The sequence below is a fragment of the Bradyrhizobium sp. PUT101 genome (genome assembly GCF_052043945.1).
Taxonomy (GTDB): Bacteria; Pseudomonadota; Alphaproteobacteria; order Rhizobiales; family Xanthobacteraceae; genus Bradyrhizobium.
On the sequence record NZ_CP197207.1, the window covers coordinates 3,821,694 to 3,834,165 of the forward strand.

Annotated in this window: 11 protein-coding genes; 2 read left to right on the forward strand and 9 right to left on the reverse strand. The window is 64.5% G+C overall.

What is annotated here, in order from left to right:
- From pstB to ACSHT2_RS18720, 8 genes are all read right to left on the reverse strand, one after another.
- Entirely contained in the window at window positions 1-822 is an 822-nt protein-coding gene (gene pstB, locus ACSHT2_RS18685) for a phosphate ABC transporter ATP-binding protein PstB (protein ID WP_440635632.1), read from the reverse strand.
- Window positions 819-1,664: a phosphate ABC transporter permease PstA gene (gene pstA / locus ACSHT2_RS18690; protein ID WP_271527300.1), complete on the reverse strand. Its 846-nt coding sequence runs from the start codon at window positions 1,662-1,664 to the stop codon at window positions 819-821. The genes pstB and pstA overlap by 4 nt, the downstream gene beginning before the upstream one ends.
- A gap of 4 nt (window positions 1,665-1,668) precedes the next feature.
- Window positions 1,669-2,658: a phosphate ABC transporter permease subunit PstC gene (pstC, locus tag ACSHT2_RS18695; protein ID WP_271527466.1), complete on the reverse strand. Its 990-nt coding sequence runs from the start codon at window positions 2,656-2,658 to the stop codon at window positions 1,669-1,671.
- A gap of 178 nt (window positions 2,659-2,836) precedes the next feature.
- A complete protein-coding gene (gene pstS / locus ACSHT2_RS18700; RefSeq protein WP_440635635.1) occupies window positions 2,837-3,850 on the reverse strand; it encodes a phosphate ABC transporter substrate-binding protein PstS in 1,014 nt (337 codons plus the stop codon).
- A gap of 149 nt (window positions 3,851-3,999) precedes the next feature.
- The gene (locus ACSHT2_RS18705) at window positions 4,000-5,292 is read right to left on the reverse strand and encodes an ATP-binding protein (RefSeq protein ID WP_440635637.1); all 1,293 of its coding nucleotides are present in this window, start codon (window positions 5,290-5,292) and stop codon (window positions 4,000-4,002) included.
- Window positions 5,293-5,338: 46 nt separating this feature from the next.
- Entirely contained in the window at window positions 5,339-6,394 is a 1,056-nt protein-coding gene (locus ACSHT2_RS18710; RefSeq protein WP_440635639.1) for a lysylphosphatidylglycerol synthase domain-containing protein, read from the reverse strand.
- Between the two features lie 455 nt (window positions 6,395-6,849).
- Window positions 6,850-7,152 (reverse strand): hypothetical protein, encoded by a 303-nt coding sequence (locus ACSHT2_RS18715; protein ID WP_028179026.1) that lies wholly within the window; start codon window positions 7,150-7,152, stop codon window positions 6,850-6,852.
- A gap of 2 nt (window positions 7,153-7,154) precedes the next feature.
- On the reverse strand, window positions 7,155-8,549 hold the full coding sequence (locus ACSHT2_RS18720) for an OmpA family protein (RefSeq protein ID WP_440635641.1): 1,395 nt from the start codon (window positions 8,547-8,549) through the stop codon (window positions 7,155-7,157).
- Between the two features lie 164 nt (window positions 8,550-8,713).
- Between ACSHT2_RS18720 and ACSHT2_RS18725 the strand changes: the two genes are divergently transcribed.
- Together ACSHT2_RS18725 and ACSHT2_RS18730 are read left to right on the forward strand one after the other, a co-directional pair.
- The gene (locus ACSHT2_RS18725; protein WP_440635643.1) at window positions 8,714-9,772 is read left to right on the forward strand and encodes a polysaccharide deacetylase family protein; all 1,059 of its coding nucleotides are present in this window, start codon (window positions 8,714-8,716) and stop codon (window positions 9,770-9,772) included.
- 92 nt (window positions 9,773-9,864) lie between these two features.
- Complete coding sequence (locus ACSHT2_RS18730; RefSeq protein ID WP_440635645.1) at window positions 9,865-10,677, forward strand: SDR family oxidoreductase; 813 nt, start codon at window positions 9,865-9,867, stop codon at window positions 10,675-10,677.
- A gap of 194 nt (window positions 10,678-10,871) precedes the next feature.
- On the opposite strand, the gene boxB is transcribed toward ACSHT2_RS18730, so the two are convergent.
- Complete coding sequence (boxB, locus tag ACSHT2_RS18735; protein ID WP_440635647.1) at window positions 10,872-12,323, reverse strand: benzoyl-CoA 2,3-epoxidase subunit BoxB; 1,452 nt, start codon at window positions 12,321-12,323, stop codon at window positions 10,872-10,874.
- Window positions 12,324-12,472: the final 149 nt, after the last annotated feature.

Sequence of the window (12,472 nt, forward strand, 5' to 3'; positions counted from 1 at the left end):
TCAGCCGAACCGGCCGGTGATGTAATCCTGCGTGCGCCGGTCGGTCGGCGACGTGAAGATCTTGCTGGTGTCGTCGAACTCGATCAGCTCGCCGAGATACATGAAGGCGGTCTTGTCGGAGACGCGGGCCGCCTGCTGCATGTTGTGGGTGACGATCGCGATCGTGTAGTTCTCGGACAATTCCTGGATCAGCTCCTCGACCTTGGCGGTCGAGATCGGGTCGAGCGCCGAGCAGGGCTCGTCGAACAGGATCACCTCGGGCCGCACCGCGACGGTACGGGCAATGCAGAGGCGCTGCTGCTGGCCGCCGGAGAGCGACAGGCCGGAGGCGTTGAGCTTGTCCTTGACCTCGTTCCACAGCGCGCCGCCGCGCAGGGCCTTCTCCACGCGATCGTCCATCTCCGATTTCGAGATCTTCTCGTAGAGGCGGATCCCGAAGGCGATGTTCTCGTAGATCGTCATCGGGAACGGGGTCGGCTTCTGGAACACCATGCCGACCCGGGCGCGCAGCAGATTGAGGTCGAGCTTGGGGTCGAGCATGTTGGTGTGGTCGAGCATGAGCTGGCCGGTGGCGCGCTGGCCCGGGTAGAGGTCGTACATCCGGTTGAAGATACGCAGCAGGGTCGACTTGCCGCAGCCGGACGGGCCGATGAAGGCCGTGACGCGATTGGTGCCGAGCGCCAGATTGATGTTCTTCAGCGCATGGTGCTCACCGTAGTAGAAGTTGAGGTTGCGCGCCGTGACCTTGGCAGGCGCCTCGGGCAGCGGATGCGAGCCGGGGTGAACGGTCGGCGCGCTTACGGAAACAGACATTTCACTCATTTTGCGGTCCTCTCGGCACCAAGGATGCGGGCGCCAATGTTCAGGGCAAGCACAGTCAGGGTGATCAGCAGCGCACCGCTCCAGGCGAGTTGCTTCCAGTAGGCGTAGGGGCTCTGCACGAAGTTGTTGATGGTCACCGGCAGGTTGGCCATCGTCTTGTCCAGGCCGAGGCTGAAGAATTGGTTCGACAGCGCCGTAAACAGCAGCGGCGCGGTCTCGCCCGCGACGCGAGCCGTGGCCAGCAGCACGCCGGTGATGAGGCCCGAGCGCGCCGCACGGTAGGCGATCCGCTTGATCACCAGCGAACGCGGCAGCCCGAGCGCGGAGGCCGCCTCACGCAGCGGGTTCGGCACCAGCAGCAGCATGTCCTCCGTGGTGCGCACCACGACCGGGATCACGATCACGGCGAGCGCCAGCGCGCCAGCGATTGCCGAGAAGCCTCGCATCGGCACCACGACCGCACCGTAGATGAACAGGCCGATGATGATCGAGGGCGCCGAGAGCAGGATGTCGTTGATGAAACGGATGACCGAGGTCAGCCTGTCGTTGCGTCCGTATTCGGCAAGATAGGTGCCGGCGAACATGCCGAGCGGCGCGCCGATGCCGACGCCGATCACGGTCATGATCAGCGAGCCGACGATGGCGTTGCGCAGGCCGCCCTCGGTCGATCCGGGCGGCGGCGTGTCTGCGGTGAAGACCTGAAGGTTGAGCCCGGCCAAGCCGTTGTAGAGCAGCGTGACCAGGATCAGCGCGAGCCAGGTGACGCCGAAGGCGGCGGCTGCGATGCAGAGGCCGCGGATGACGATGTCCCAGCGGCGGCGGCGCGAATAGATCGGGTTCATGGCTTCACTTTCCGGCCTTGGTTTCCAGGCGCATCAGCATCAGCCGCGCGGCCGCGAGCACGAAGAACGTCAGCACGAACAGGAGCAGGCCGAGCAGGATCAGGCCGGACTGGTGCAAGCCGTCGCTCTCGGCGAACTCGGATGCGATCGCTGCCGAGATCGTGGTGCCCGGGGCGAAAATCGATGAAGAGATGCGGAACGAGTTGCCGATGATGAAAGTCACGGCCATCGTCTCGCCGAGCGCGCGACCCAGCGCCAGCATGACGCCACCGATGATGCCGACGCGGGTATACGGGATCACTACGCTGCGCACGACTTCCCACGTGGTGCAGCCGACACCGTAGGCGGCTTCCTTCAGCACCGGCGGCACCGTCTTGAACACGTCGACCGAGATCGAGGTGATGAAGGGCAGCACCATGATGGCGAGGATCAGCGCGGCATTGAACAGGCTGAGATAGGACGGGGGACCTGCGAAGATCGCGCCGAGCACGGGCACGCCGTCGAACACCCTGATCATGAAGGGCTGGAAGGTGTTGGCCAGGAACGGCCCCAGCACGAAGAAGCCCCACATGCCGTAGATGATCGAAGGAATGCCGGCGAGCAGTTCGATCGCCATGCCGATCGGGCGGCGCAACCATTGCGGACAGAGCTCGGTGAGGAAGATCGCAATGCCGAGACCGACGGGAATGGCGATCAGCATCGCGATGAAGGAGGTGACGAGCGTACCGTACATCGGCCCGAGCGCGCCGAGCACGGGCGGATCGGCCGAAGGGGCCCAGCGCTGCGTCCACAGGAACGACAGGCCGTATTCCTTGATCGCCGGGAAGGCGCCCACGATCAGCGAAATGATAATGCCGCCGAGGATCAGCAGCACCGAGATCGCGGAAAGCCGCGTGACCCAGTAGAAGGTGACGTCACCGAGCTTGAACGCGCCCAAGGCCTTGGCGCGATCATACGGTCCGGCGTCGTCGATTGCATCGCTCTGAACGGCCATCTCTGCCACGCCGATCCCCTGTTTTGCCTTACGCCATCTGCATGCCGCCAAAGGCGGTCGTTTTCGACGGTTTGCCGCGTCGTTCCGGGTGGTCTCAAGGACCCGGAATCCTGGGATTCCGGGCCGTTCTTTCACTCGCGCCCCGCCGAGGCGGAGCGCGAGTTTCAGTACGCTGCAATCAGCTCTTGATCTCGGCAGCCCACGTCTTCTCGATCTGCTTCACGACCGTGTCGGGCATCGGGATGTAATCGAGCTCCTCCGCCATCTTGTCGCCCTTCTCGAACGCCCACTTGAAGAACTTGATGGCTTCCTGGGACGCCGCCTTGTCGGTCGCATCCTTGTGCATCAAGATGAAGGTCGCGCCGGTAATCGGCCACGACGTTTCACCGGGCTGGTCGGTCAGGATCACATAGTAGTTCTTGGAGCCGGCCCAGTCGGCGTTGGCGGCCGCAGCCTGGAAGGCCGCAACGGTCGGCTGCACGGTCTTGCCAGACTTGTTGATCAGGGCACCGTAGGTCAGCTTGTTTTGCTTGGCATAGGCATACTCGACATAGCCGATCGAGTTCTTGGTCTGGCTGACATTGCCCGCGACGCCTTCATTGCCTTTGGCGCCAACACCCGTTGGCCACTCGACCGCGGTACCGGCACCGACCTTCGTCTTCCACTCGGCATTCGTCTTCGTAAGGAAATCGGTCCAGATGAACGTGGTGCCGGAGCCGTCCGACCGACGCACGACGGTGATGGCGTCCGAGGGGAGCTTCACCTTGGGATTAAGCTTGGCGATCGCCGGGTCATTCCATGTCTTGACCTTGCCCAGATAGATGTCGCCCAGCAACTCGCCAGAAAACACCAGTTCGCCCGACTTGATCCCTTCGAGATTGACGACCGGCACCAAGGCACCCATCGCCTGCGGCCACTGGATCATTCCGTCCTTTTCAAGCTGCTCAGGCTTGAGGGGCATATCGCTCGCGCCGAAGGTGACGGTCTTGGCCTGGATCTGCTTGATGCCGCCGCCCGAACCGATCGACTGGTAGTTCAGACCGTTGCCGGTCTCCTTCTTGTAGGCGTCAGCCCACTTGGAATAGAGCGGGAACGGGAAGGTCGCACCGGCACCGGTGATATCGGCTGCGAAGGCCGCCGTCGTCGTTGCGGCGACCAAGCCCGCAGCAACCATAGTTTTGATGAAATTCATGCTGGTCTCCATACAGGGGAGCGAAGCGCCATCCGCGCCCGATCGCGCTCCCCGCGCCGCTCGTTTAGGGGCGGTCGGCTGTGCTTTTACGAAGGTTTCGTGACAGCTGGATGACACCGACAAGCGATTGAAATTGCTTGAATTTCAGGTCAAGCCGAAGTCTTCACCTGGGGAAAACAGGCGGTGAAAGTGGCGCCCTGCTTGGGCACGCTTTCAATCAGAAGGCGGCCGCGATGGCGGTTAAGAATATGTTTCACCAGCGATAATCCGAGGCCGGTCCCGCCTTGCGAGCGGCTGTCGCCGACGTCCACCCGGTAGAAGCGCTCGGTCAGCCGCGGCAGGTGCTCCGGTGCGATGCCGGGGCCGAAATCGCGGACCAAGACCCGGATTTCCTGAGTTCCATCAGCGGCGATGCCTGGTGTCAGCGACACAATGACGCGTCCGCCGGAGGCGCCGTATTTGAGCGCGTTCTCGATCAGGTTCTCGAACAGGCGGAGCAGTTCCTCGCGGTCCCCCGCGATCATCACCGGCAGCTCCGGCAGATCGATCTCCACCTCGACCTGGCGCTCGCGCGCCAGCGGCTCGAGCCCGTCGGCGACCTGGCGGATGATCGGTATGAGGTCGACCAGGGTGTCGGGCCGGACATGAGCCGACAGCTCGACCCGCGACAGCGACAGCAAATCGTCGATCAGGCGCGCCATGCGCGTGGCCTGGTTGTGCATGATGCCGAGGAAGCGTTCGCGCGCCTTGGGATCGTCCTTGGCCTGGCCCTGCAGCGTGTCGATGAAGCCCGACAGCGCGGCCAGTGGCGTACGCAGCTCGTGGCTGGCATTCGCGACGAAGTCGGCGCGCATCTCCTCGACCCGGCGCAGTGGCGTCTGGTCGTGGAAGGTCATCAGCATGCATTTGTCGGCGCCGCCGAAGCTGGTCGGCACCGGCACCGGCGTGATCATGAGCTCCATCCAGCGATCGACCGGAACATGGTCGAGATAGGTCGCGCGCCGCGGCTCGGTGGTGGCGATCGCCTCGCGCAGCGCCGTGATGATCTCCGGCGAGCGCAGCGCGAACTGGGCGAGCTCGTTCCTGCGTAGCGCCGGCGCGAGCTGGGCGGCCGCGGCGTTGAGGTGGATGACGCGGCCGGCGCGGTCGAGCAGCACCGCCGGATCCGGCATGCCGGCGACCACCGCAGCCACCGCCGCGCTCTCGACCGGGTTGATGCGCCTGACGTCGTCGCGCGAAGCGGCGCGATCATGCAGCCGCCAGGGGATCAGGGCAGCCGCGGCGATGCAGAGGAACACGATCGCGGCGTGCAGCGCCGACAATTCGCCGAGCGAGGCCACGACGGACAGCGCCAGCGCCGCGGCAATCAGGATGATGGTCGAGTGCCGGAGCCGGTCGGACCAGGGCTGGGCGGGGGGAGAAGATGGGGCGTCGATCGCCATCGGGACGGGCTTCTCCTGGGGACTGTCCTAAGGACTCTGGCACCGGTCAGGCGCCGCCGTCGCTGCGCTCTCTCACATAGGCGGCTTCACGCACCGGGCCGGGATCCAGCTTGAGCGCCGCCTGTTGCAAGCGCTTCGATCGCGCGCCGATGATAACTTCGCGAAGCGTCAGCAAGATTACAGATAAGACGAAGGGAGACAGATAATAGAGGACGCGGAACAGCAGCATGCCGCCCAGAAGCTCCTCCCGGTCCATCTGCCAGAGACCGACCAGCATGGCGGCGTCGAACACGCCGAGGCCTCCGGGCGAATGGCTGGCGAAGCCGAGCAGGGTGGCCGAGACGAAGATGACCGCGACCACGACGAAGCCGACATTGGGCTCGTCCGGGACCAGGACATACATCGCCAGCGCGCAGAAGCCGAGATCGATGATGCCGATCGCAATCTGGAGCAGCGTCAGCGGGCCGCCCGGCAACACCACGGTCCAGGGGCCGCGGCCGACCACCCGCGGCTGGGTCCAGACCCAGACCACGTAGCCGACCAGTGCCGCGATGATCATCAGCGCCAGCGTCCGGTTCAGCCAGGGCGGAAGCTGGTCGATCGAGGCGGCGGCCTCCGGGTGATAGGCGATGCCGAGACCGAGCACGGCGGCATTGCCCAGCCAGAAAGTCAGGCCGGCGAGAAAGCAGATTTTTGCGACGTCGATCGCGTTCAGCCCATAAGCCGAATAGATGCGGTAGCGCACCGCACCGCCCGTGAAGACGCTGGCTCCGACATTGTGGCCGATGGAATAGCTGGTGAAGGCCGCGAGCGCGTTGATGCGATAGGGCACCTGGGCATGGCCGATCGCGCGCGTGGCGAAGAGGTCGTAGAAGGTCAGGGTGAAATAGCCCGCAGCGACGAACAGCGCCGACATCGCAATCTGACTCGGCTCGGTGCTCTTGATCGCCTCGAGGACCTCGTTGAAATCGATGCCTCGCAGCATGTGGTAGAGCACATAGCAAGCGATGCCGATGACCGCGATGCTGATCACAACTCCAAGCTTATGCAGGACTTGCTTCTGGCGCAGAAACGACATCGCCCTGCGTATGGCTTCCAGCATCTAGACCTCGAACAACACTTCGGCGGCCAGGGTGGCCGGCGGACAGGCGGACGACGCACAGGCAATCAACGAATCCTCGCCGCCGGCTCCGGCATCGCGGATGCCCCCCGCCCCTCCACTAGCGCGTTTTCGGGCGGAGTGGAATTCGCCAATTCGAACAAAAACACGTGCGTTCAATATTTTAGGCAGGGTTGCGGCTCCTGGTGCGCAATTTGGCGCTTTCGGCGGCAAGGGCTCGACGCGAATCTCCATGGCAATCCTGCGCAGACGCCATGAAGTTTTGATGATTTCGGCCGCACAATGTTCCGTCACGCCTTAAGCCGACGTCAATCTATGGGGCAGGCCTGCCTGTTGAAAGAGGGCGATCGAAGCGGCCAGTTGACGGGATGCTGGCGCGCCGGAAGGCCGCGGCGGACGCGCGCACCCCGTCCCTTCAGTGAGGGGGCACGGCAACATCACAGAGCGGCTGGAGGTGCGGTGCGCGAGACCACGCGGTCGCGCAGCCACGCACCGATGGTGCAGCCGACGAGGTAGCAGGCGAACATGATCAGGCCGAGATCGAGCCAGTAGCCGAAGCGGCCGGGGACCACATGGGCGAGCGAGGCCGCGACCAGCGCTGCGGCGAGCGCGGCGAGCCAGCGCGCCGTCACCTTCGAGGTGCCGTTGCCGCGCTGGACCACCGAGATCCAGCCCATGCAGAAGCCCAGCAGCAGCGAGCCGATCAGCCAGCCCAGATGGAACGAGACGAGATAGGGCATCGTCACCTCACCAGAAACTCAATGCGGCGGTTCTGCGCCTTGCCTTCGTCGGTGTCGTTGCCGGCGACGGGCTGCGTGCTGCCATGGCCGACCGCGGCGAAGCGGCTGGCGGGCAGGCCGGCCTTGACGAGATAGTCGATCACCGCCTGCGCGCGCTTTTCCGAGAGAGCCTGATTGAAGGAGTCCTCGCCGTCGGCGTCGGTATGCCCGACAACCTCGATATTGGTGGTGGGGCAGCGCAGCGCCGTCTCGATGAGACGATCGAGGATGCCGGCGGAGTCAGGATCGATGTCGGCACGCCTGGTCGCGAAGCGAATCTTGCTCTTGGTCAGGAGCTCCGAGAACAATTGCTGGCACACGGTGCCATCGACGGGGCCTGCCGCGGGCTTTACCGTGATCTCCGGCTTGTACTGCCAGTTTTTCGGGAAGTCCTTGCCGAGGCCTGCGCGGATGTCGTTGGCGGCACCCTCGTACAGCGCATCGCCCGACAGCTTCACCTCGCGGTCGGAGACGACGAGCGTACCGGTCGACAGCCGCGACAGCGCGCCAAGCGCTGCGACCACGGCCGCGCTGAAGGAGCCGGGTGCGCCGACGCTGGCCTTGAGATTGTCGACGACCTTCTCGGTGAAGAACTTTCGCGAGGCGCTGGTGGCGATCGCCGCATGGACATTGTTGTCGGGAACATAGCCGGTCAGCGTCACCGTCGCGGCCACCGGATCCTTGTAGGCCTGGAAGATGTAGGGCGGCGCCTTGATCTCGTTGGCGGCAATAGAAAAACCCTCAGGCAGGTTCTTGAGCGCGGCCGCGATCGCCTCGCGGCCGCCGAGCTCGCGCGCCATGCCCGACAGATTGACCTTGGTGTCCGTTATCGTGATCTTGCCATCCTTGAGCTTGCCGATCTGATCCAGCAACAGCATCGCAACAGCCTCGAACCGCGGCGGCGCGCCGCGCGCGAGCCCCATCTGGTCGGCCACCTCGACGCCCCCGACCTCCTTGCGGGCGGCCTCGGTCAGCCGGCCCTTCATCGAGGGCAGGGGCGCCGAGCCTGACAGAGTCACCCGCACGACGTCGCGCTCGGCGGTCCAGACGAAGGGTTTGGCCTCAGGAACAAGGCGGGTCCGGTCGTCGACCAGCCGCACGCCGGGGACGGTCTCGACCGCCACCACGGCGTCGCGGCGCCCCGCCTCGGAGAAGGCGTCCGCGGCCAGGCTGACATCGCGGCCATCGACCACGATCCGTGTCTTGTCCAGAACAGTATCCTTCAGCGCAGCCGAGCTGCGGGCCGACAGATCGGCCTCGACCGGTAAGGTGTTATTCCAGGCCGCAAATCCCCACATGACGGCCAGGGGGATCAGCCCTAGCCACCATTTGCTGGCCCACCTGTAAAGTTTCTGCATTCGACGACCCGAACTCTGGAAACGGAGACAAAACAAACCCTTGGCAGGCTGTCAAACCGGAAATGCGGCCGTTCCGACGGCCCCGCCTGGACAATCGGAATAACTTTTTCTTCAAGGGTTCTTCCGTAAGTTGAATGCGGAATGCCAGAGTCCCCCAGCCGGTCATGAAACAACTGCGTAACAACGTCATCCGCGCCGGGCTGGGAGCACTCTATTTCAGCGGAGCGCACCACCTGCTGCGCCCACTTTTGTCGGGCGTCGGCGCCATTTTCATGCTGCACCACGTGCGGCCGGCCCGTGAGGCCGCGTTTCAGCCGAACCGGCATCTCGAAGTCACGCCCGAATTCCTGCGCGCGACGCTGCGCCATTTGCGTTCGCGCGACATCGACATCGTCAGCATGGACGAGCTGCATGAGCGGCTGGTGCAGGGCCGGTTCGACCGCCGCTTCGCCGCCTTCACCCTCGACGACGGCTATCGCGACAATCTCGACTATGCTCTGCCGGTGCTGCGCGAATTTGACGCGCCTTTGGCGGTCTATGTCGCGAGCGATTTTGCCGAGGGCACCGGACGATTGTGGTGGGCGGCGCTGGAGGCCGTGATCGCCAAAGCCGAGCAGATCGACGTCAGAATCGGCAATTCCGCTCTGCGGCTCGATGCGACGACGCCCGCGGCCAAGCAGGCGGCGTTCGACCGCCTGCACGACTGGCTGCGCGCACTGCCGGGCGAGCACGACCTCAAACGCGAGATCGAAGCGCTCTGCACGACATACGACATCGACATGGAAGCGCTGTGCCGGAGCCTGTGCCTGTCCTGGGCCGAGGTGAAGACATTTGCCGCCGATCCGCTGGTCACGATCGGCGCGCATAGCGTCAGCCATTGCAACCTCGCCAAGCAGGCGGAAAACATCGCCGCGCAGGAGATGGCCGCCAGCCGCACACGGATCGAGCGGGTGCTGGAGCGCCCCGTGCTGCACCTCGCCTATCCCTATGGCGATCGCGAGGCCGCGGGGATGCGCGAATTCGCCCTTGCCGCATCCGCCGGCTTCAAGACCGCGGTGACGACACGGCCCGGCATGCTGTTCGCGGAGAATGCCGGCCACATGACGGCACTGCCCCGCGTCTCGCTCAACGGCAACTACCAGGACGCGCGCATCCTGCCGGTGCTGACCTCGGGCGCCGCGACCGCGATGTGGAACGGCTTTCGCCGGATCGCGGCGGCGTAGGCCTCGCCGTCGGCTGTCGCGCCAAGCCGGGCACATTCCTTGACTCCCACCCCTCCCCCGGCTCACACAGCCTCCCAACCAAGGGAGGCACCATGTTCAACGATCTGTTCTCGCTCAAAGGCCGCATCGCGCTGGTGACCGGCGGCTCGCGCGGCATCGGCAAGATGATAGCGGCGGGATTTCTCAGCGCCGGCGCGGCCAAGGTCTACATCACCGCGCGCAAGGCCGGACCGTGCGAAGCCACCGCGAAAGAGCTCACCGCGCAATCTGGCGGCGAATGCATCGCGCTGCCGATCGATATGTCCACGCTCGCCGGCTGCGAGCTGCTGGCGAGCGAATTTAAGAAACGCGAATCCAGGCTCGACATCCTCGTCAACAATGCAGGCGCGGCCTGGGGCGCGGAGTTCGACGAATTTCCGGAGAGCGGCTGGGACAAGGTGATGAACCTCAACGTCAAGGCGCCGTTCTTCCTGACCAAGGCGCTGGCGCCCACGCTACGCGCATCGGCAACTGTCGAGCGGCTGGCAAAAGTGATCAACATCGCCTCGATCGACGGCATCTTCGTCAATCCGGGCGAGACCTATTCCTACGCGGCCAGCAAGGCCGCGCTCATCCACCTGACCCGGCGCATGGCGGTGAAGCTGATCCCCGACCACATCGTGGTCACGGCGATCGCGCCGGGCCCGTTCAAGTCCGACATGAACCGCGCCGCCCGCGACCACGCCGACGAGGTCGCGACGCGTGTCCCCGTAGGCCGCATCGGCACCGACGAGGACATGGCGGGCGCCGCGATCTATCTCGCCTCGCGCGCCGGCGACTATGTGGTGGGGGCCACCATCGCGGTGGATGGCGGCATCGTGTATGCGAATCCGGGGATCAAGGGCAGCGGGTGGGACAGTGATTGATCGGGCGATCTCACGTCACCCGCAGGGGGGCTCCAAACAAAATGTCGAAAACAACCCCATGCACAGTAGAATGCCCCTTGATTAATAAGGGATTTTTTTACGCCTCTGGAAGACAGGATCACCCGCCCCGCTGCGCCATTGCGCACCGGGGCGGGTGATGACGCCATTTGTGTTGCGGGAGCGGCTCCCGTTGCTTAGGACTCGATCTTCACATACTCGAAATCGCCGGGCTTGTTGTCGATGCCGACCTTGGGCGGCGAGATCCAGGAGGCGAACTGGCCGATCTCGGTGACGGGCTGCATCAGGGAGGTGATGAAGTCGCCGTCGCTCGCCGAGGGCAGCCATTCGTCGCGTCGTTTCGCCCAGGTGGCATCGTCGATCAGGATGCCGTCGGGAGTCGCGTGAACGTCCTTGAACTCGCCGATGTGGCGGTGGAAGGCGACGTTGGGCAGAGCGAGCTTGAAATCGTAGCCCGCGCTCGAGATCACCTTGTTCCAGCGCAGCATGCCCTTGACGCAATCCTGGCTGTAATCATCGCGCAGGCGCATGTTGAGCGCAGTCAGCGCCGGTTCATCGACCAGCTTGATCTCGCCGTTGATCAGCTTGAGCACCGGATAGGTGGAGTTCTTGAGCTGGTGGTCGTCCTCGATCTGGGTCTCGTGATAGCGGCCCTTGATGCCGGCGTTGAAGGCGTTGGCCGCGTTGGTCGAGACTTCCGAGCCGAACAGGTCGAGCGACAGCGTATAGTGCAGGTTCAGCTTCTTCTGGATGGTCGGCAGGTCGATCACCCCCAACGCGCGGACCTTGGCGATGTCGGTCGGGTCGGTGATGCCGGCCGCCTTCATCGCATCGCAGGTGCGCTGCACGACGCGGGTGATGCCGGTCTCGCCGACGAACATGTGGTGGGCTTCTTCCGTCAGCATGAAGCGGCAAGTGCGCGACAGCGGATCGAAGCCGGACTGCGCCAGTGAGTGCAACTGCATCTTGCCGTCGCGGTCCGTGAAATACGTGAACATGAAGAATGACAGCCAGTCCGGCGTCGCCTCGTTGAATGCGCCCAGCATGCGCGGCGCGTCGGCATCGCCGGAGCGACGGCGCAGGAGATCGTCGGCTTCTTCACGGCCGTCGCGGCCGAAATATTTCTGCAGCAGGTACACCATCGCCCAGAGGTGACGGCCTTCCTCGACATTGACCTGGAACAGGTTGCGCATGTCGTAGAGCGAGGGCGCGGTCTTGCCGAGATGGCGCTGCTGTTCGACCGAGGCCGGTTCGGTGTCGCCCTGGATCACGATCAGGCGCCGCAGCATGGCGCGATGCTCGCCCGGGACCTCCTGCCAGGCCGGCTCGCCGTAGTGCTCACCGAACGGCACGACGCGGTTCTCTTCCTGCGGCGCAAGGAGAATGCCCCAGCGATATTCGGGCATGCGGACGTAATCGAACTTGGCCCAGCCGCGCGGATCGACCGAGTAGGCGGTGCGCAAATACACCAGCGACTCCTGAAAGCCTTCCGGACCCATGTCGCTCCACCAATCCATGTAGCCGGGATGCCAGCCTTCCAGCGCCTTCAGAACCTGGCGGTCTTCGGCGAGGTTGACGTTGTTCGGAATCTTGGTCGAGTAGTCGACGTTCATGATGTTCATGTTCATGGCCGTGCTCCTTGATCGGTCTCGTGTCCCGGACGCAGTGCAGCGCGAAGTGCTGCACTGCTGAGCCGGGACCTATTGTCTGGTCCGTCTGGGTCCCGGTTCTGCGTCGCATCGCTTCGCGCTGCGCCGCGCCCGGGACACGAAAATCA